Origin of the sequence: Micromonospora sp. NPDC049049 (genome assembly GCF_040649115.1) — a bacterium.
In the GTDB taxonomy this organism is placed as follows: domain Bacteria; phylum Actinomycetota; class Actinomycetes; order Mycobacteriales; family Micromonosporaceae; genus Micromonospora.
Genome location: NZ_JBEZEX010000019.1, coordinates 40,517 through 58,080 on the forward strand (window position 1 = coordinate 40,517; position 17,564 = coordinate 58,080).

Annotated in this window: 22 protein-coding genes; 11 read left to right on the top strand and 11 right to left on the bottom strand. The window is 71.0% G+C overall.

From position 1 onward, the window contains the following. Positions 1-74 precede the first annotated feature (74 nt). From AB0B68_RS20065 to AB0B68_RS20080, 4 genes are all read right to left on the bottom strand, one after another. Positions 75-821, bottom strand: a complete 747-nt coding sequence (locus tag AB0B68_RS20065) for a DUF6758 family protein (RefSeq protein WP_357195460.1) — start codon at positions 819-821, stop codon at positions 75-77. Between the two features lie 10 nt (positions 822-831). Beyond that, entirely contained in the window at positions 832-1,455 is a 624-nt protein-coding gene (locus AB0B68_RS20070; RefSeq protein WP_357195561.1) for an RNA methyltransferase, read from the bottom strand. A 51-nt stretch (positions 1,456-1,506) separates the two neighbouring features. Beyond that, positions 1,507-2,043 (bottom strand): hypothetical protein, encoded by a 537-nt coding sequence (locus tag AB0B68_RS20075; RefSeq protein WP_357261686.1) that lies wholly within the window; start codon positions 2,041-2,043, stop codon positions 1,507-1,509. A gap of 94 nt (positions 2,044-2,137) precedes the next feature. Continuing rightward, complete coding sequence (locus tag AB0B68_RS20080; protein ID WP_030486570.1) at positions 2,138-2,653, bottom strand: MaoC family dehydratase; 516 nt, start codon at positions 2,651-2,653, stop codon at positions 2,138-2,140. A 548-nt stretch (positions 2,654-3,201) separates the two neighbouring features. On the opposite strand from AB0B68_RS20080, the gene trxA reads away from it, so the two are divergent. The 3 genes from trxA to AB0B68_RS20095 all read left to right on the top strand — a co-directional run bounded on the left by trxA (position 3,202) and on the right by AB0B68_RS20095 (position 5,126). Continuing rightward, positions 3,202-3,564, top strand: a complete 363-nt coding sequence (gene trxA, locus AB0B68_RS20085) for a thioredoxin (protein ID WP_007455291.1) — start codon at positions 3,202-3,204, stop codon at positions 3,562-3,564. A 153-nt stretch (positions 3,565-3,717) separates the two neighbouring features. Then, positions 3,718-4,158, top strand: coding sequence for a hypothetical protein (locus AB0B68_RS20090; RefSeq protein WP_355005113.1), 441 nt, complete (start codon positions 3,718-3,720; stop codon positions 4,156-4,158). After that, on the top strand, positions 4,155-5,126 hold the full coding sequence (locus tag AB0B68_RS20095; protein WP_357195468.1) for an HTTM domain-containing protein: 972 nt from the start codon (positions 4,155-4,157) through the stop codon (positions 5,124-5,126). The genes AB0B68_RS20090 and AB0B68_RS20095 overlap by 4 nt, the downstream gene beginning before the upstream one ends. On the opposite strand, the gene AB0B68_RS20100 is transcribed toward AB0B68_RS20095, so the two are convergent. Then, positions 5,090-5,509 carry a DUF393 domain-containing protein gene (locus tag AB0B68_RS20100; RefSeq protein ID WP_112620689.1) on the bottom strand — a complete coding sequence of 140 codons (420 nt, stop codon included), beginning with the start codon at positions 5,507-5,509 and terminating at the stop codon, positions 5,090-5,092. The two genes, AB0B68_RS20095 and AB0B68_RS20100, sit on opposite strands and share 37 nt — an antisense overlap. 93 nt (positions 5,510-5,602) lie before the next feature. On the opposite strand from AB0B68_RS20100, the gene AB0B68_RS20105 reads away from it, so the two are divergent. Both AB0B68_RS20105 and AB0B68_RS20110 read left to right on the top strand, forming a co-directional pair. Next, positions 5,603-6,646: an Rv2578c family radical SAM protein gene (locus AB0B68_RS20105; protein ID WP_357261689.1), complete on the top strand. Its 1,044-nt coding sequence runs from the start codon at positions 5,603-5,605 to the stop codon at positions 6,644-6,646. Positions 6,647-6,665: 19 nt separating this feature from the next. After that, a complete protein-coding gene (locus tag AB0B68_RS20110) occupies positions 6,666-7,073 on the top strand; it encodes a CoA-binding protein (protein ID WP_357195475.1) in 408 nt (135 codons plus the stop codon). 105 nt (positions 7,074-7,178) lie between these two features. On the opposite strand, the gene AB0B68_RS20115 is transcribed toward AB0B68_RS20110, so the two are convergent. Beyond that, positions 7,179-8,375, bottom strand: a complete 1,197-nt coding sequence (locus AB0B68_RS20115; RefSeq protein WP_357195564.1) for an acyl-CoA dehydrogenase family protein — start codon at positions 8,373-8,375, stop codon at positions 7,179-7,181. A gap of 177 nt (positions 8,376-8,552) precedes the next feature. On the opposite strand from AB0B68_RS20115, the gene AB0B68_RS20120 reads away from it, so the two are divergent. Continuing rightward, positions 8,553-9,092: a DUF4190 domain-containing protein gene (locus AB0B68_RS20120; RefSeq protein ID WP_357195478.1), complete on the top strand. Its 540-nt coding sequence runs from the start codon at positions 8,553-8,555 to the stop codon at positions 9,090-9,092. A gap of 27 nt (positions 9,093-9,119) precedes the next feature. On the opposite strand, the gene AB0B68_RS20125 is transcribed toward AB0B68_RS20120, so the two are convergent. Next, complete coding sequence (locus AB0B68_RS20125) at positions 9,120-10,025, bottom strand: SDR family NAD(P)-dependent oxidoreductase (RefSeq protein ID WP_357195481.1); 906 nt, start codon at positions 10,023-10,025, stop codon at positions 9,120-9,122. 118 nt (positions 10,026-10,143) lie between these two features. On the opposite strand from AB0B68_RS20125, the gene AB0B68_RS20130 reads away from it, so the two are divergent. Next, positions 10,144-10,707 (top strand): DUF4190 domain-containing protein, encoded by a 564-nt coding sequence (locus tag AB0B68_RS20130; RefSeq protein ID WP_357261692.1) that lies wholly within the window; start codon positions 10,144-10,146, stop codon positions 10,705-10,707. A 75-nt stretch (positions 10,708-10,782) separates the two neighbouring features. On the opposite strand, the gene AB0B68_RS20135 is transcribed toward AB0B68_RS20130, so the two are convergent. Then, positions 10,783-11,739 carry a CoA ester lyase gene (locus AB0B68_RS20135; protein ID WP_357195487.1) on the bottom strand — a complete coding sequence of 319 codons (957 nt, stop codon included), beginning with the start codon at positions 11,737-11,739 and terminating at the stop codon, positions 10,783-10,785. 128 nt (positions 11,740-11,867) lie between these two features. On the opposite strand from AB0B68_RS20135, the gene AB0B68_RS20140 reads away from it, so the two are divergent. Together AB0B68_RS20140 and AB0B68_RS20145 are read left to right on the top strand one after the other, a co-directional pair. Beyond that, on the top strand, positions 11,868-12,692 hold the full coding sequence (locus AB0B68_RS20140) for an SDR family NAD(P)-dependent oxidoreductase (protein ID WP_357195567.1): 825 nt from the start codon (positions 11,868-11,870) through the stop codon (positions 12,690-12,692). Beyond that, on the top strand, positions 12,685-13,002 hold the full coding sequence (locus AB0B68_RS20145; protein ID WP_357195490.1) for a hypothetical protein: 318 nt from the start codon (positions 12,685-12,687) through the stop codon (positions 13,000-13,002). Before AB0B68_RS20140 ends, AB0B68_RS20145 begins: the two co-directional genes overlap by 8 nt. Here AB0B68_RS20145 and AB0B68_RS20150 read toward each other — a convergent pair. Together AB0B68_RS20150 and AB0B68_RS20155 are read right to left on the bottom strand one after the other, a co-directional pair. Next, on the bottom strand, positions 12,976-14,364 hold the full coding sequence (locus AB0B68_RS20150) for a hypothetical protein (protein WP_357261695.1): 1,389 nt from the start codon (positions 14,362-14,364) through the stop codon (positions 12,976-12,978). The two genes, AB0B68_RS20145 and AB0B68_RS20150, sit on opposite strands and share 27 nt — an antisense overlap. Then, complete coding sequence (locus AB0B68_RS20155; protein ID WP_279515046.1) at positions 14,361-14,885, bottom strand: SigE family RNA polymerase sigma factor; 525 nt, start codon at positions 14,883-14,885, stop codon at positions 14,361-14,363. Before AB0B68_RS20155 ends, AB0B68_RS20150 begins: the two co-directional genes overlap by 4 nt. Positions 14,886-15,125: 240 nt before the next feature. Between AB0B68_RS20155 and AB0B68_RS20160 the strand changes: the two genes are divergently transcribed. Beyond that, positions 15,126-15,770, top strand: a complete 645-nt coding sequence (locus AB0B68_RS20160) for a hypothetical protein (RefSeq protein WP_357261698.1) — start codon at positions 15,126-15,128, stop codon at positions 15,768-15,770. Between the two features lie 7 nt (positions 15,771-15,777). Here the strand turns inward: AB0B68_RS20160 and AB0B68_RS20165 are convergent, their stop codons facing one another. Then, complete coding sequence (locus AB0B68_RS20165; RefSeq protein ID WP_357195500.1) at positions 15,778-16,734, bottom strand: DMT family transporter; 957 nt, start codon at positions 16,732-16,734, stop codon at positions 15,778-15,780. A gap of 106 nt (positions 16,735-16,840) precedes the next feature. On the opposite strand from AB0B68_RS20165, the gene AB0B68_RS20170 reads away from it, so the two are divergent. Next, entirely contained in the window at positions 16,841-17,560 is a 720-nt protein-coding gene (locus AB0B68_RS20170; RefSeq protein WP_357195503.1) for an HAD family hydrolase, read from the top strand. Positions 17,561-17,564: the final 4 nt, after the last annotated feature.

Here is a 17,564-nt window from a genome sequence, read left to right on the forward strand (position 1 = left end):
GCGGCACCCAGAGTATCAGTGTGGTGTCGTACAGTGAATATCTGCGTCCGTTCTCCGTCAATCCGGAAGAGTTGTCAAGCTCTACCGGGTAGATACGGGGACGGTGCGCCGTACACGAGCTCGGGCGGAGTCCACTCGGTCAGGTCGTGTAGCACGACGTCTTCCGCGAGCAGGTGACCCGCACTCGCCGGCCAGGCTATCGCATGGAGCCACATTCCCCGAGCTTCGCCGGCGTACGCGCTTCGATCCGTTGGAGAATTCACCAACCACAGTGGAGTGGGGTGCCCACCGACCTTGATCTTCGCCTGTCCGACGTGGTCAGGGTGACCCGGCCCCGGGTCGGTCAACGCGTCCACCAACTCCGGTCCCGGGTCCGGCCCGGTCAGACCGGCGAGGCGGGTGCCCAGGCCGACACCGGGTTCCTCGGCCACGAAGACCAGATCGGCCGGACCACCACCGAGGGGCGCGGGGCCCGCGCACGCCACCACTGTCGCCCGCACACCCGTGCGGTCGTCCCCGGCGTACGCCACGCCGGTGAGTGTCCAACCGGGCGGCAGCGGCCACGGGCACCACAGCGGTGTCACCGGTGGATCGCCGGTCGCGGTGATCCGTTCCACCACGCTCGCCACGATGTCCGCTCCGATGTGCTCGGGCACGTGCAATGGCGGCACCGGGCCGCAGCGCGCACATCTCGAGTCGGTGTTCATCAGATCCGGCGCCCGTACCGGGCCCCCGCATCTCGGACAACTCACCGCGACACTCACATCCCCACCGTCGCCCCGGACCGCCGGCACGTCAAGCCGGAACGTCCGATTCGGCACCGTACGTGGGTCAGTCCGGCGGCGTACCGGCGTGCGCGCGGATCCAGGCGTGCATGGCGATTCCGCTGGCCACCCCCGCGTTGATCGACCTCGTCGAGCCGTACTGGGCGATGGAGTAGAGCTGGTGGCAGGCGGCACGGGCAGGCGCGGAGAGGCCGGGGCCCTCCTGGCCGAACAGCAGCACGCAGTCCCGCGGCAGGGTGCCGGTCTCCAGCGGACGCGACCCGGGCAGGTTGTCGATGCCGAACACCGGCAGTTGCCGCTCGGCCGCCCAGGCGACGAACTCCTCGATCGTCTCGTGGTGCCGTACGTGCTGGTACCTGTCGGTCACCATCGCGCCGCGCCGGTTCCACCGTCGGCGTCCGACGATGTGCACCTCGGCGGCGTTGAACGCGTTGGCGTTGCGCACCACGGTGCCGATGTTGAAGTCGTGCTGCCAGTTCTCGATCGCGACGTGGAAGCCGTGCCGGTGCCGGTCCAGGTCGGCGACGATCGCCTCGTGCCGCCAGTAGCGGTAGCGGTCGACGACGTTGCGCCGGTCTCCCTCCGCGAGCAGTTGCGGGTCGAAGCGGCTGTCGTCCGGCGGGTCCCCCTGCCAGGGGCCCACGCCCACCTCAAGCTGGTCGTCGGTCACGGTCATCAGAGGGTACGGACCGCGTCGCCGTCGGCTGCGCCGACCTGCCGGTCAGCCCAGGTCGAGGGCGGCACCGAGCCGGTCCAGGAAGCGCCGGTCCGCCGGGCTGGCCGGTGGGTCCACCCGGCGCGTGCCGGTGCCGGGCACCGCGCGACAGACCCGGGCCGCGACCGACTGCACCCACTGGCGGTACGCGGCCGAGTCGGCGGGGTCGGCCCGCCGCCGGAGGACCCGGCTCGCCGCCCGGCAGGCGGCCAGCAGGTCCACCAGGTCGGTGAGCCGCTCGGCGGGTTGTGGGGTGCCGTCGTGGCGGGCGTAGATCGTGGCGACCACCGCCCGGACCAGGTCGCTGTCGGAGGCTCGGCCCGCGGCCACGGCATCCAGACCGGCCAGGCCGGCCATCACTCCACGCTCCGTCCGGTCAGGCCCCGGTGCCGCGGCGGCCACGAGGACCCGACCGGGCAGGCTGGTGAGCAGATCCCACTCGACGGCGGAGTAGACAGCGGTGGTCAAGGGTGCGGCTCGGCGGCCGGCAGAGGGCGGCTCTCCCGCGACGGAGTGGCTCATCGGAACCTCCGGCGTCAGCATATGCCCCGCGACGGGCACCGGACCCCTTCCCCAGCAGACCCGCGCCGGGGAAGGAGGCCGGTGTTCGTCGACGGTCGTAGCCCGCCGCGACCTGTCAGCGCGGCTCGGGGAAGCTGGGCCGCTCCGGATCCACGCCGTCGGGCACCGCGGCGGCCGCGTACTCCCGCTTCGGCACCATGACCTTGCGCCGGAAGACGCAGACCATCGTGCCGTCCTGGTTGTAGCCGCGGGTCTCCACCGACACCACACCCCGGTCGGGCTTCGAGCCGGACTCTCGCTTGTCCAGCACCGTGGTCTCGCCGTAGATCGTGTCGCCGTGGAAGGTCGGCGCGACGTGCCGCAGCGACTCGACCTCCAGGTTGGCGATCGCCTTGCCACTCACATCGGGCACCGACATGCCGAGCAGCAGCGAGTAGATGTAGTTGCCGACCACGACGTTGCGCTTGAACTGGCTGGCCGTCGCGGCGTAGTGCGCGTCCATGTGCAGCGGGTGGTGGTTCATGGTGAGCAGGCAGAAGAGGTGGTCGTCGTACTCGGTGACGGTCTTGCCCGGCCAGTGCCGGTAGACCGCGCCGACCTCGAACTCCTCGTAGTAGCGACCGAACTGCATGCTGGTCCCTTCGACGGGCGGCGATGGAGTTCGGCACAGCATGCCTTACCGATGGTTAAGGCGACCGGCGGGGCGCGGCGGCGGCGGAAATGTCACACCGGTCACTCGCCTGGGGGGAGACGCAATGAGCGGCGGGGCCCTCCCCGGCACCCGCCGCCCACGCTCTGATGTGAGGAATTCTGCCCTACGGGTGCGTAGCTTCAACAGAGGTCGCGATCACATTTATCTTTTTGTAACACTACCGTGAGTGACGAAGCGGAGGTTGATCAGCGATCTCTGCAGGCCGGATACCTCCTTGTCAAGGCCCAAGTTACCGATTCGTAGTGCTCAATCGCGTGGATCTCCCTGGAAACGCTCCCATCACCGCAGGTCACGCAAGTGCGTCATGCACTTGCGTTCCGCAGGTCGGGTGTGAACAGATGCTTGTCGATGACCGTCGGCACCCCCCGGCAGCCCCGGGCACGTTTCGTGCCCCACCCCCCGGGAATTCGATACGGTCAGCCCTGGTTCTACGGGACGTAGATAAACCGCGGTGATCGGAGAGTGCAATGGCAACCGTTGAGCTGACCTCGACGAACTTCGACGAGGTGACCGGCAACGACGGCATCGTCCTGGTCGACTTCTGGGCCGACTGGTGTGGTCCGTGCAAGCGGTTCGCCCCGGTCTACGAGCGCTCCTCGGAGAAGCACCAGAACATCGTCTTCGGCAAGGTCGACACTGAAGCTCAGCAGGAGCTGGGCGCCAAGTTCGACATTCGCTCGATCCCGACGATCATGGCGATCCGCGACGGCGTCATCGTCTTCGCCCAGCCGGGCGCCCTTCCCGAGTCCGCGCTGGAGAACCTGATCGAGCAGGTCGAGGCGCTGGACATGGACGACGTCCGCAAGCAGCTGGCCGAGCACAACCACTGAGTCGTCCCCACGACGACACGCGAGGCCGGGCCCGGTACGGGCCCGGCCTTCGTCGTACCCGCCGACTCCACCCATGATCACCTGCCTGGTCGGGCCGAACTGGCCATCGGAGGGACCCGAGGCCGTCGGTACATCCCGTATCGTCACGACCCGATGGAGAATCTGACCACCCGCGGGCGCGTGACCCGGCTGGGCGCGACCGCACTCGGCCTCGTCCTGCTCGTCGTCGGCACCTTCTGGGGCAGCGACGACGATTTCCCGTTCGGCCCGTTCCGGATGTACTCCACCTCCAACCCGCCGAACGCACCCGCCCCTGACACCCGCGTCGAGGGGGTGAACAGCTCCGGGGCGGTGATCGACCTCGACCAGAACGCGACAGGCATCCGCCGCGCCGAGATCGAGGGCCAGCAGGCCCGATACGCCGCCGACCCGACGCTGCTCACCGAGGTCGCCGACGCGTACGCCGAACGCCACCCGGACGCCCCCGCGCTGGTCGAGGTCCGCATCGTCATCCGCTGGCACGGCATCCGCGCCGGCCGACCGACCGGCGAGCACACCGACCAGACCGTCGTGAGCTGGCAGGCCGCCCGATGAACCGCTGGTTGACCGAGGCCGTACCCCGGGGCCGGGTGGCCGCCTTCCGCACCCTGATCTACCTGTTCGTCGCCGCCGACCTGGTGATCTTCACCCCCTGGGTGCGCACCCGGGTAAGCGTGCCCGGCGACCTGTACCAACCACTCCTGATCGGCCGCCTGCTCCCACTGCCGACGCCAACCGAGACGCTGGTGACGGTGATCTTCTGGGCGTTGCTGCTGCTCGCCCTCCTCGCCGCCACCGGACGAGCGCCCCGGCTGCTCGGCTGGGCGGTGTGCGCGCTGTACCTGGAGTGGATGATCATCGCGATGAGCTACGGGAAGGTCGACCACGACCGGTTCGGGCTGCTCGTCGCACTGGCCGTGCTGCCCACCGCCGGCCGCGCGCGACACGGCGACACCACCCGCACCGAGGCCGGCGGCTGGGCCCTACGCGTCACCCAGATCGCGGTGATCTGCACGTACTTCCTGGCCGCCTTCGCCAAGCTGCGGTTCGGCGGCCTGGACTGGCTGACCGGCTCGGTACTGGCCCGCGCGATCATCCGGCGCGGCACCGACCTGGCCGACCTCATCGCCCAGGTGCCGTACCTGCTGATCGTCGCCCAGTTCGGCATCGTGGCGTTCGAACTGCTGAGCCCGGTGGTCTTCTTCCTGCCACCCCGCTGGCGACTCGCCATGGTCGGCTTCTTCTACTCGTTCCACGCGGTCACCATCGCGACCATCACGATCTCGTTCGCGCCGCACCTGGCCGCGATGACCAGCTTCCTGCCGCTGGAGCGGGTGCGCCCGCTGGTCTGGGCGCGCCGGCTCGTCGGCCGCGGCTCTCCCGAGGCGGCCACGACGGACGCCTCGGTGCCGCGCCCGGCCGACGTCGACCCGGTGCCGACCGACCAGGGCCCGGTGACAGCCGGCTCGGGGCCGGCACGCGACGATCAGGCGCCGGTGGTCGGGCGACCGGCCGGCCCGTAGAGCCGCTCCCGGGCCTCCTGCGGCAGGGAGCAGGCCGCCGTGCCACCGGGAAGTCGGTGCCGGTTGCGCGCCACCCAGCGGTACAACGGCCAGGCCGCGACGCGTACCGGAGGAATCCGCAGGCCAGCGCCGGCGACCCGCCAGAGCGGACCACTCGCGGCGAGCAGCTTCGCGATGGCGTCCGGACCGGCCGCGCGTGAGCCGTCCGCGCCGACCCACTGCACGGCCTCCTCGCACTCGGCCACGCTGAGGCCGAGCGCGTCCAGGTCGGCGAACTGCCAGGGCACCACGCGTGCGGCGGTGGGGATGCGGCGCTCGATGAACTCCGCACAGCTCGTGCAGAACGCGCAGTCCCCGTCGTAGACGAAGGTCGACGTCTCCATGGCTCCCATCCTTCCCTCTCCGACCACCCGGACGCCCACCGGTGTACGGCGGGTCACTTGCGCTTGCCTCGTACACGTGTTCGAATAGTGCCCATGCGCTGGGACAACCTCACCGCTCCCCCGGTCGAGGGAGACCCCGAGCGGGCAGCGCCAGCGACGCCACCCCTGCCGCTGGCGCTGCCCGGCGCCGTCGCCCGCACCTTCGACACCCCCGAGTTCGCCGGGATGACCTTCTACGAGGTGCAAGCCAAGTCCATCCTCAACCGGGTGCCCGGGCAGTCCCGCGTTCCGTTCGAGTGGACGATCAACCCGTACCGAGGCTGCTCTCATGCCTGCACTTATTGTTTCGCGAGAAATACTCACACCTATCTCGATCTCGACGCCGGTGCGGACTTCGACCGGAAGGTGATCGTCAAGGTCAACGCCGGTGAGCTGGTCCGGCGGGAGCTGGCCGCGCCGCGCTGGCGGGGCGCCCACGTGGCGATGGGCACCAACGTGGACTGCTACCAGCGGGCCGAGGGTCGCTACCGGCTGATGCCGCAGATCATCGGTGCCCTGCGAGACTTCGCGAACCCGTTCTCGATCCTCACCAAGGGCACGCTGATCCTGCGCGACCTGCCACTCCTGCGTCAGGCCGCCGAGGTGACCACGGTGGGCATCTCCTTCTCGGTGGGTTTCGTCGACGAACACCTCTGGCGCACCGTCGAACCGGGCACACCACACCCCCGCCGCCGACTGGACGCCGTCCGGGCGCTCGCCGACGCCGGCTTCTCCGTCGGGGTGCTGATGGCCCCGATCCTGCCCGGCCTCAGCGACAGCGACGAGTCGATCGACGCCACCGTCTCAGCCATCGCCGCCGCCGGCGCGACGAGCGTGACCGCCCTGCCGCTGCACCTGCGTCCGGGGGCTCGGGAGTGGTACGCGCACTGGCTCGCCCGCGAGCACCCGCACCTCGTGCCCCGCTACCGCGAGCTCTACCGGGCCGGCGCGTACACGCCGCAGGCGTACCAGCGGGAGTTGACCGCACGGGTGCGGATCGCCGCCCGGCGACACGGGTTGCACCGCGGGGAGCGGGGCGACAACCGCAGCCTGCCCGAGTCGCCGCCACCGTCAGCCGAGCAGCTGACGCTGCTCTGATCGGAGCTACAGTCGGCGGGTGCGTACCGCTCAGCAGATCCTCGCCGAATCCGCCGTGATCGCCGTCGTGGGCGCGTCCCGCGACCCGTTCAAGGCCGCGCACGGCGTGCCGTTGCAGATGCAGCAGTACGGCTGGCGCATCATCCCGGTCAACCCGACTGTCGACGAACTGTTCGGGGAACGGGCCTACAAGACCCTCGCCGACATTCCGCACCCCGTGGACCTGGTGGACGTGTTCCGACCGGCGGCTGACGCCGTGCAGGTGGTCCGGGACGCGGCGGCGATCGGCGCTCCCGCGGTCTGGCTGCAACTGGGCATCGTCTCGGCCGAGGCGCGGCGGATCGCCGAGGAGGCCGGCATGGACTACGTCGAAGACCGCTGCCTCATCGTCGAACGCGCCGCCGCCAACCTGACCCGCCTGCCCTGACCCACCCCCACCCCCGCCGCGATCTTGCACTTACTGTCGCGACAAACCCGGCATGAGGGTCAATCGGGCAACCGAAAGTGCAAGATCGCGGGGGGCTGGGCGGGGTTAGAGCTTGTATTCCTTGAGGAGGCCTCGGGAGATGATGGTCTTCTGAATCTCCGAGGTGCCCTCGCCGATGAGCAGGAACGGGGCCTCCCGCATCAGCCGCTCGATCTCGTACTCCTTGGAGTAGCCGTAGCCGCCGTGGATGCGGAACGCCTCCTGGACGACCTCGGCGCAATATTCGGAGGCGAGCAGCTTGGCCATCCCGGCCTCCACGTCGTTGCGCTGGCCGGCGTCCTTGAGCCGGGCGGCGTTGACCATGAGGGCGTGCGCGGCCTCAATCTTCGTGCCCATCTCGGCGAGCTTGAAGGCGATCGCCTGGTGCTTGGCGAGAGGCTGGCCGAAGGTCTTGCGCTGCTGGGCGTAGCTCACCGCCAGCTCGAAGGCGCGGATGGAGATGCCGCAGGCGCGGGCTGCCACGTTGACCCGGCCCACCTCGATGCCGTCCATCATCTGGTAGAAGCCGCGACCCACCTGGTCGGCGCCGCCGAGGATCGCTGAGTCGGGCACCGTGACGCCGTCGAGCACCATCTCGGTGGTCTCGACGCCCTTGTAACCCATCTTTTCGATCTTGCCGGGGATGGTGAGGCCGGGGGCGGTCTCGCCGAAGCCCGGCTCCTTCTCCAGCAGGAAGGTGCTCATGTTGCCGTAGACGGACTCCGCGCCGGTGTCGGTCTTGACCAGGGTGGCCACCACCGAGGAGTAGGCCCCGTTGGTGAGCCACATCTTCTGCCCGTTGAGCACGTACTGGTCGCCGTCGCGGACGGCCCGGGACTTGATCGCCGAGACGTCGGAGCCGGTCTCGGGCTCGGACATGGAGAACGCTCCCCGCACCTCGCCGGTGGCCATCTTCGGCAGCAGCCGGGCCTTCTGCTCGGCGGAGCCGTGCTGGGAGATCAGGTACGCCACGATGAAGTGGGTGTTGACGATGCCGGAGATCGACATCCAGCCGCGGGACAACTGCTCCACCACCAGCGCGTAGGTGAGCAGTGATTCGCCGAGGCCGCCGTGCTCCTCGTCGATGGTGAGGCCGAACAGCCCCATCTCGCGCATGCCGTCGAGGATGTCGGTGGGGTACTCGTCGGCGTGCTCCAGCCGCTGCGCGTGCGGGATGATCTCCTTGTCGGCGAAGTCCCGAACGGTCTCCAGGATCGACTGTTGCACATCGGTCAGGCCGGGCGTCTGGGCGAGTCGGGCCATCTCAGCCTCCGGGGATCCGCGCACTACTCATGGGTAACTGAACGCTGGGTCAGTATCGGCCCCTCGGGTCGAGGAGGCCAAGGTGACCAGTCCACACAACCGCTGTGAAAAGGTTCACCGCTGCGGGTAGCGTCCGGCAAGAGGGACTTTTCCGGCACCGGCAGGAGGAGGACAGCTGTGAGCTACCCACCGCCGTCGGGACCGCCCGAGGACGAGCCGCCGCCGTCACCCTACGAGCCACCGAAGGACCAGTCGCCGTACGCGCCACCGCCGGCCGGCCAGTCACCGTACGCGCCGCAGCCGGACCAGCCGGCGTACGAGCTGCCAGCGGAACGCTCACCGTACGGGCCGCCGGAGGGCGAACCGTCGCCGTACGGCCACCAGGGGCCGCAGCAGTCGGCGCACTGGAGTCAGCAACCGCCGTACCCCCCGCAGGGCCCCTACGGCCAGTACGGTCCACCGCCCGCCGGGCCGGGTCGGGGCACGAACGTGCTGGCGATCCTGTCGCTGGTGTTCGCCTTCGTCTTTCCGCCGGCCGGCGCCGTCCTCGGTCACGTGGCCAAGCGGCAGATCCGTACCAGCGGCGAGGAGGGCGACCAGCTCGCGACCTGGGGACTGATCCTGGGCTACGTCTTCACCGGGCTCACAGTGCTGGCCTGCTGTGGCTGGCTGGCGCTGGTGGCCTTCAGCAACTCCGGCGACAGTGGCAGCTACTGACGAACGGGCCGGTGTGGCCCGTCAAGGTCAGCGGAAGCGGGCCTCGCGGACGCTGTTGCCGCCGTCCACCACGAGCATCTGCCCGGTGATGTACGAGGCGGCCGGCGAGCAGAGGAAGCTGATCGCCGCGGCGACCTCGTCCGGCGTGCCCGGCCGCCCCACCGGGGTGCCCAACCCCTGCTTGATCTCGGCCATGGTGGACGCCGCGGTGTAGATGGTGCCGGGCGCCACCGCATTGACGGTCACCCCGTCGGCGATCATCTCCATGGCCAGGGCCCGGGTCAGCCCGACGACCCCGGCCTTCGCCGCGGCGTACGCGGCCTCGGTGGGCAGGGCGTTGACCGGGCCGGCCGTGGCCGCCAGGTTGACGATCCGACCCCAACCCCGCTCGGCCATCCCCCCGATGAACGCCCGGCTGCACAGGAACGCGGTGGAGAGGTTGCGGTCGATCTCGCCGCGCCACTCGTCGTAGGTGAGCTGCGCTACCGGCCGCAGCACCCCCTGGCTGGCGCGACTGGCCAGGCCGGCGTTGTTGACCAGCACCTCGACGTCGCCCAACTGCTCGGCGACGGCATCGGCCAACGCGCCGACCTCGGACTCGTCGGTCAGGTCGGCGACGAAACCGGTCACCCCCAGCTCGGTCGCCCGCTCGTGGATGCGTCGGGTGGTGGAGACGATGGCCACCCGCGCGCCCAGGTCGGCGAGTCGACGGGCGGTGGCGTACCCGATGCCGTCCGGGCTGCCCGCCCCGGTGACCAGGGCGACCCGCCCGTCGAGGCGCATGGTGACCGGGTCGGTGAGCGCGACCGGCTCGTCGGGGCCGGGGCTGCCCGCCGGGGGGGCCGTCCGGGCGCGCCGGGCCGCACCCGGGCGGCTGACGTCCCGTCGGGGTCGACTGCCGGAGCGGTCCGCGGCGCGCGCGTCGTATGCCATGTCAGGGATCCTGCCCGTTACGACCGGCCCGAGCAACGCGGCACCCGGAAGCGGGGGCGTCGGGTTTGGGCAGCGCTGGCTACCCTGTCTGCGCACCCCAACCTGACGGAGAGTTCGTATGACCAATCCCCCGCCGCCCGGCAACTGGAGCGACCCCACGTGGTCGGCCCAGCCGTCGAGCCCCGCACCGGATCCGACCCTGGTGGCCGGTCAGCCGGTGCCCGCGCAACCTGGCCCGGTCGACCCGTACGCGCCCAGCCCGTACGCGACCAGCCCGTACGCCCCGGACCCGTACGCCCCGGTCGACCCGTACGCCGGAGCGAAGCAGCCGGCGACCCAGCCGATGCCCGGATACGCCGCGCCCGGATACGCGCCCGGTTACCCGCCGCAGTACCCCGGCTACGGCTACCCGCAGCCGCCGAAGACCAACGGGATGGCCATCGCGGCGTTCGTGCTGGCCCTGATCGGTTTCACGTCCTGCATCACCGCGCCGATCGGCGCGATCCTCGGGCACGTCGCGCAGAAGCAGATCCGGCTCAGCGGTGAGGGCGGTGCGGGGATGGCGAAGGCTGCCATCATCGTCGGCTGGATCCTCACCGGGTTCCTGGTGTTGGTCATCCTCTTCTACGTTGCCGCTATCGTCTACGCGATCGTGACGAGCAACGACAGCAGCAGCTACTGACCAGCGGGCGGGCCGGCGTACCGGCGATTGTCGGGCCGGTTCGACAGCCGGCGGCGGTCGTCCCGGCCCGGCCGGTCACTGCTCCGGTGGGGTGAACGACGAGGTACGGCTCATCCCGGCGGCCCGGCCCTTCGCGGCGACCACCAGCGCCATCTTGCGGGACGCTTCGTCGATCATCTCGTCGCCGAGCATCACGGCGCCGAGCCGGCCGCCGGCCTCCGAGGTGTAGTGCTCGTACGCGTCGAGGATCAACTCGGCGTGGTCGTAGTCGGCCTGCGCCGGCTGGTAGACCTCGTTGGCGGCGTCGATCTGGCCCGGGTGCAGCACCCACTTGCCGTCGAAGCCCAGCGCGGCCGAGCGCTTGGCCACCTCGCGGAAAGCGTCGACGTCGCGGATCTGTAGGAACGGGCCGTCAATGGCCTGCTTGTCGTGCATCCGCGCGGCCATCAGGATCCGCATGAGGATGTAGTGGTACGGGTCGCCCGGGTAGTCCGGGATCAGGCCGCCGACCACCATCGACTTCATGTTGATCGACGCCATGAAGTCGGCCGGGCCGAAGATGATGGTCTCCACGCGCGGCGAGGCGGCGGCGATCGCATCCACGTTGACCAGACCGGCGGCGTTCTCGATCTGCGCCTCGATGCCGATCCGGCCGACCTCCAGGCCGATCGTCTTCTCGATCTGGGTGAGCGTCAGGTCCAGCCACTGCACCTGGTCGGCGGTCTGCACCTTCGGCAGCATGATGCAGTCCAGGTTGGCGCCGGCGCCCTCGACGACCTCGATGACGTCCCGGTAGGTCCACGGGGTGGTCAGGTCGTTGACCCGGACCACCCGGGTCTTGCCGGCCCAGTCGCCCTCGTTGAGGACGGCCACGATGTTCTTGCGCGCGTCCGGCTTGGCCAGTGGGGCGACGGCGTCCTCCAGGTCGAGGAAGACCTGGTCGGCCGGGAGGCCCTGGGCCTTGCCGAGCATCTTCACGCTGGAACCCGGCACGGCGAGGCAGGACCTGCGGGGGCGACCGACTGCGGCCATGGATGCGCTCCTTCCAGCGTCCGGCGGGCATGCCGACGCCACCTGACGACAGATACGGGACCTTAACGATCCCAAAGGGCGTTGTGACGTCACGGTAACCTCGCGCCATGACCGGGGTGAATGGACCTGTGGAAGATCTCACTGGGCGCCGACTGGTGGTGGTGACCGGGGCCAGCTCCGGCATCGGGCTGGCCGCTGCCGTGCACCTGGCCTGCCGGGGCGACCAGGTGGTGCTGGTCGGGCGGGACCCGGCCCGCCTGCAGGCTGCGGCCGAACGGGTTCGGGAGACCTCCGGCGAACGTCCGGAGCTGTTCCGGGCCGACTTCGCGATCCTCGACGACGTACGCCGACTGGCCGAGCGGCTCCGGGCGGCGTACGACCGGATCGACGTGCTCGCCAACAACGCCGGCGCGATCGCGCTGCAACCACTGAAAACCGTCGACGGCTTCGAGATGTCCATCCAGGCAAACCACCTGGCCCCGTTCCTGCTGACCAACCTGCTGGCCGACCGGGTGGGCCGGGTCGTGGTGACCGCCTCCGGCGCGCACCGCTTCGGCGCACTGGACCCGGACGACCTGAACAAGCCACTGAGTAGTTACTGGCCGCTGGGCGCGTACGGCACCAGCAAGCAGGCGAACGTCCTGTTCACCGCCGAGGCGGCCCGGCGCTGGCCGGACGTTGCCGCATACAGCTTCCACCCCGGGGTGGTCCGTACCCGGTTCGCCAACGACAGCAGGATCGTCGCGATCGGCATGCGTCTCATGCCGTTCCGCAGCCCGGAGAAGGGCGCCGAGACCCTGGTGTGGTTGGCCAGACAGGAGCGTTCCCGGCTGATCAACGGGGGGTACTACGTCGACCGACGCCCGCGTCGACCGCTCCGGAAGGCGGCCGATCCGCAGCTCGCCGCCCGGCTGTGGGCGGCGAGCGTCAAGGCGGTCGGTCTCGATGACTGACCGGGCCGATGAGCTGACACTCGTCGCGATCGTCGAGTTCGCCGTCGGGGCGGAGGCCGCCGGGCGGCGCTACGAGGACGCCGTGCTGGCCCTGCTGGAACGGCACGGCGGCCGGTTGGAACGGCGACTGCACGGCACCGACGGGCAGACCGAGGTGCACGTGATCCGGTTCGCCGGACGGGCCGGCTACGAGTCGTTCCTCGCCGACCCGGACCGGGCGGCCCTGCGTGCCGCCCTCGGCGAGGCCGCCCCGACGACCCGGGTCATCGAGGTGTACGAGGGGTCAGCCGCCGCGGAGGAGTCGGTCTGACCGTCGAGCGCGCCGGCGTCGCAGCCACGACAGCACGGGCAGCGCGACCAGGACCGCCAGGATGAACCCCACAGCGAGCGCCCAGAACGGCGGTGGCCCGTAGTGGGGGCGGCCGGATTCGCGTACCGCCCCGTCGATCGCGAGGTCGGCGGCGACCGACAGGTCGGTGATGCCCTCCGGCGTCCGGAAGAGCACCTCCGGCGCGGTCGCCCCCCGACGTAGCACCACGAGTTCCACCGCCTCCGTGCCGACCTCGTGATAGGGCCCCCAGGCGACGTCGTGCTCCTCCGGGCTGTCCACCGCCGCCGGGCCCGGTACGCCGACCAACGCGACCGCCTCGTCCGCCGAGCGCCAGCCGAGCAGCTGCACGAACGAGCGGGAGCGCAGCGGCGGGAACGCCGCGCCGGCCAGCGGAGTGCCGTCGACTGTGGACCGGGTGACCAGTGTCCAGGTGCGTCGGTAGGACGGAACCGGGCAGTCGGTGCAGGTGGACCGGCCGAGGACAGCAACCGAACGGCCGTCCGGCAGCCAGGACCCGGCCCCGGCGAGCCGCCCGCCCGCCAACGGCAGCTTCCGGTACGGCTCGGCCACCCGATCCGCGCCCGCGTCGTCCACCCGGGCCAGCCAGACCTCGTCACGGAGCTGAAGGGCGAGGTCGCCGCCGTCCGGCGACAGCGCGGCAGTGCGCCCCGGCGGAACCCAGGTGGTGCCGACCCGCACCCGCAGCACGTCGGTTCCGCGATCCCGGTCGTAGACCCCCACGTACGGGGTGGAGTAGGTGTTCGGGGACGTGAACGTGGTGTCGTCGTCGGCGTAGACCAGGCGTTTTCCGTTGGGCGCGAAGGCGAGTGGATAGCCGTCCGGGCGATCCGTGGTGGTCCTTCCGGACGTGAGATCGAGCAGCGACGCGCCCATCCAGACATACCGGCCGTCCGGGGAGAGCATCGCCTCGAAGCCCGCGACGGCCGGATCCCCGTTCAGCACGCGGTAGCGGTCGTCGTCGGCCGCCACCACGGCCATCCGGGTCTCGAACCAGTTGGTGCGCACGGCGGGACCGCCGAAGAGCATCGCGGCGGCACCCGGCGCCGACGCCCGCACCGAGGCGGTCCGCAGGGGCGGATCGACGAGCCGGGTAGGCAGGCCCGGGGCGTCGTGCCGAGGGCTGGCGGGCAGCGGCAGGGCGACCGGGTGCAGCGCGTACCCGGTGCCCAGGAGCAGGACCAGGACGGCGAGCGCGCCGGCGACGACGGCCCGGCGACGACGGTGCCGGGTCCGCGCCGCGTCGAAGAGCCCCGCCGGTACGCGCGCGGGCGGCACGTCGTCCGCGAGGCGACGCAGCGCTTCGGAGAGCCGAGCGGTCACCGGGCCACCTCCTGCGGGTCACGGCCGACGAGTTCGGCCAACTCGGGGGCGAGGACACGGAGTCGGCCGAGGGCGTGGCGGGTCTGACTCTTCACGGTGCCGACCCGGCAGCCGAGCAGTTCCGCCGTCTCCGTCTCGGTACGGTCCTCGTAGTAGCGCAGCACGAGGACCGCGCGCTGCCGCGCGGTCAACCGGGCCAGCGCCGCCGACAGCACCAGCCGCAGATCGGTGTCGTCACCCGGCCCGGGGCGTTCCGGCAACGCCCCGTCCAGCCGCTCCGGTGGGCGGGCCCGCCGCCAGCGCCACCAACTGGCCGCCTGCGTGCAGAGCACCCGGCGCAGGTAGGCGCGCGGGTCAGCGATCCGCTCCCACCGCACCGCGACCCGAGCGAGTGCCACCTGGACCAGGTCCTCGGCATGATGCCGGTCACCGGTCAGCAGGTACGCGAGCCGGGTCAGCCCGGCGGTCTCGGCCCGGACGAAGTCGGCGAAGCCGTCCCGGGTGCGGTCCTCAGTCGTCAACGGATCGCCCTCCTCACCCGGACAGACGCCGGGCGGGCCCTTCGCGGAGGGAACCAGCGTTGATGTTGTGTTCCTCGCCGACGGGGAACTGGGCAGGCTGCTAGCCGCTCTCGGCGACTCCGCGCCGACCACCAGGGGGCGTCGAGGTGCGGGGGACGTGCCCTTCCACCTTTACTTCATCATCCTCGACCCGCGAGAACAAGACTTGATCTTGGGCCGGTCGGCGGTCAGGGTAAGTCCATGGATTTCGATGCGACAGCCACCGCGCGACGAGCCCTGTGGATCGGTGGCGGACAGTGGGCCGGCAAGTCCACTGTCGCCGTCAACCTGGCGCTGCGGCACGGGCTGACCGCGTACCTCTACGACCGGCACGACGCTCGCGGCCACCACGACCGACGCGTGGCCGACCGCGTCCGACGTGGTGACCCGCCGGCTGACCCCGACCCGGACGTCGCCTGGGTGCACACCGATCCGGCGCGGATGGCGGCCGAGACACTGGCCGGCTTCCCCCGTCGCTTCGAATGGGTCCTCGACGACCTCAGCGCACTGGTCTGCGGACGGCGGGTGGTGGCCGAGGGTTGGGGGCTGCGAGCGGAACTGGTAGCGCCGCTGGTGGAGTCGGTACGGCAGATGGTGGTGCTGGTGCCCACCCCCGGGTTCCGAGCCCACCAGATCACCCGACTGCCCCGGGCCAGCGCTGCGGTAGCCGGGGTGAGCGACCCGCCTCTTGCGAACCGTCACCGGTGGGAACGCGATGAGTTGGTGGCGGCGGACGCGGTCGTGCAGGCCGAACGACTGAAGGTCCGCGTGATCCGGGTCGACGGCAGCCTGGACGGCGAAGGACTGACCGACCTGGTGGCGGACCACTTCGCCGCATACCTGTGAATCCCCGTCAGGACAGTGGCGTCGGATCGGCGGGCAGGGCTGTGGGTTCGGCCGCACGGCGGCCGGCGCGGGCACCGCCCAGCACCACCACCGCCACGCCGGCCAGCAGCATCGCCATGCCGAGCAGCGCGTACGGGCGGGGCACCTGCCCCAGCCAGGCCCAGCCGAGCACTGCCGCGCCGGGCGCCTCCAGCAGGATCAGCACGCTCACAGTTGTCGCCGGGACCTTCCGCAGGGCGTAGTTGAACATCGAGTGCCCGAGCAGTTGAGCGCCGGCCACCAGGGCCAGGATGGCGAGCCAGGTGCGCCCGTCGAAACCGGTCAGCCGCACGCCGCCGACCAGGCACAGGGCCAGCAGGATCAGCGAGCAGATCCCGTAGCAGATGGTGGTGTAGGTGGTGGTGCTGATGCTGACCCGGGCCCGCTCCCCGAAGGCGGTGTAGACGGCGGCGAACATGGCGCCGATCAGCGCCAGCACGTCACCGAGGACCGCCCGGCCGGAGACCCCGACGTCCACCCCGGTGGCGACCGCCGCGCCGCCGACCGCCACCGCGATGCCGGTCCACACCACCCGGGGCAGCGGACGCCCCTGGGCGCGAGCGATCAGCCCCTGCCAGACCGGCTGGGTGGCGACCAGGGCGGTGGACGTGGCGACCGAGGTGAGTTGGGCGCTCGGCACCCAGGTCGCGAAGTGCCCGGCGAGGGCGACCCCGGACAGAACGCAGAACAGGCCCTCCCGCCGGCCCGCGCCCACTGTCAACCTGCGGAACTCGGCGCGGCGTCGGACCAGCGCGAAGGGGCTCAGGACGGCCACCGCGAGCAGGTTGCGCCAGAACGCGATGGCCAGCGCCGGAGCGGCGGCGTACGCGATCAGCGGCGCGGACGACGACACGGCGACCACTGCCAGCCCGACCGCGCCGGTGGTCAGCGGATCCAGTGACGGTCGGGGTGAAGGTGGGGGCACGGGACGTAATCCTCACACGTATGACGGTCAGCACGGAGGGTCATCACTCCGTTACGATCACGCGGTTCCGCGCCGGCGACCCTCGACCGCCCGGAGGCGCTCTCCCATGCCCAGCTACCAGGCGGTGCTGTTCGACTTCTTCGGCACCCTGACCCGTTCGGTACAACGCGGTGTCGCGCACGTCGGCACCGCCGAGCTGCTCGGATGTCCCACCGAAGTCCTGACCGAGGTGCTGAACCGCACCTACTACGAGCGGGCCAGCGGCCGACTCGGCGACGCGGAGGCGACACTGCGCTGGGTGTGCGCCCAGGCCGGCGTACACCCCAGCGACCACGCGGTACGGGCAGCGGTGGCGTCCCGGCACCGGGCGGTCCGCGCCGACACCTGGCTGCGGGCCGACGCGGTGCCGGTGCTGGCGGCTCTGCGTCAACGCGGCCTGCGCACCGGCGTGATCAGCGACTGTACGCACGAACTGCCGGCCTTCCTGCCGCAGCTCGCGGTCGCCCCCCTGCTCGACGTACGGGTCTTCTCGGTGCAGGTCGGGCGGTGCAAGCCGGATCCGACGCTCTACCTGACAGCCTGCCAGCGGCTCGGGCTCGCGCCAAGCGACTGCCTCTACGTCGGTGACGGCGGCAGCCAGGAGTTGACCGGCGCCGAGCGGGCCGGGATGACCGCCGTCCGGCTCGCCGCACCGGATCTGGCCACGCACATGGTCTTCAACGCCGACCGGGACTGGTGCGGCCCCGCCCTCGGCACCCTGGGCGAGGTGCTCGCCCTCGTCGACGCCGAGGCGGCGGTGGCGGGCGTCGGCGGTCGGACGGGCTGATCGA

Excerpts from the sequence above, each read along its gene's own strand:
- AB0B68_RS20075 (WP_357261686.1), bottom strand. The coding sequence starts at position 2,043 with ATGCTGACGCCGGAGGTTCCGATGAGCCACTCCGTCGCGGGAGAGCCG.
- AB0B68_RS20080 (WP_030486570.1), bottom strand. The coding sequence starts at position 2,653 with ATGCAGTTCGGTCGCTACTACGAGGAGTTCGAGGTCGGCGCGGTCTAC.
- trxA (WP_007455291.1), top strand. The coding sequence starts at position 3,202 with ATGGCAACCGTTGAGCTGACCTCGACGAACTTCGACGAGGTGACCGGC.
- AB0B68_RS20090 (WP_355005113.1), top strand. The coding sequence starts at position 3,718 with ATGGAGAATCTGACCACCCGCGGGCGCGTGACCCGGCTGGGCGCGACC.
- AB0B68_RS20095 (WP_357195468.1), top strand. The coding sequence starts at position 4,155 with ATGAACCGCTGGTTGACCGAGGCCGTACCCCGGGGCCGGGTGGCCGCC.
- AB0B68_RS20100 (WP_112620689.1), bottom strand. The coding sequence starts at position 5,509 with ATGGAGACGTCGACCTTCGTCTACGACGGGGACTGCGCGTTCTGCACG.
- AB0B68_RS20105 (WP_357261689.1), top strand. The coding sequence starts at position 5,603 with ATGCGCTGGGACAACCTCACCGCTCCCCCGGTCGAGGGAGACCCCGAG.
- AB0B68_RS20115 (WP_357195564.1), bottom strand. The coding sequence starts at position 8,375 with ATGGCCCGACTCGCCCAGACGCCCGGCCTGACCGATGTGCAACAGTCG.
- AB0B68_RS20125 (WP_357195481.1), bottom strand. The coding sequence starts at position 10,025 with ATGGCATACGACGCGCGCGCCGCGGACCGCTCCGGCAGTCGACCCCGA.
- AB0B68_RS20130 (WP_357261692.1), top strand. The coding sequence starts at position 10,144 with ATGACCAATCCCCCGCCGCCCGGCAACTGGAGCGACCCCACGTGGTCG.
- AB0B68_RS20135 (WP_357195487.1), bottom strand. The coding sequence starts at position 11,739 with ATGGCCGCAGTCGGTCGCCCCCGCAGGTCCTGCCTCGCCGTGCCGGGT.
- AB0B68_RS20145 (WP_357195490.1), top strand. The coding sequence starts at position 12,685 with ATGACTGACCGGGCCGATGAGCTGACACTCGTCGCGATCGTCGAGTTC.
- AB0B68_RS20160 (WP_357261698.1), top strand. The coding sequence starts at position 15,126 with ATGGATTTCGATGCGACAGCCACCGCGCGACGAGCCCTGTGGATCGGT.
- AB0B68_RS20170 (WP_357195503.1), top strand. The coding sequence starts at position 16,841 with ATGCCCAGCTACCAGGCGGTGCTGTTCGACTTCTTCGGCACCCTGACC.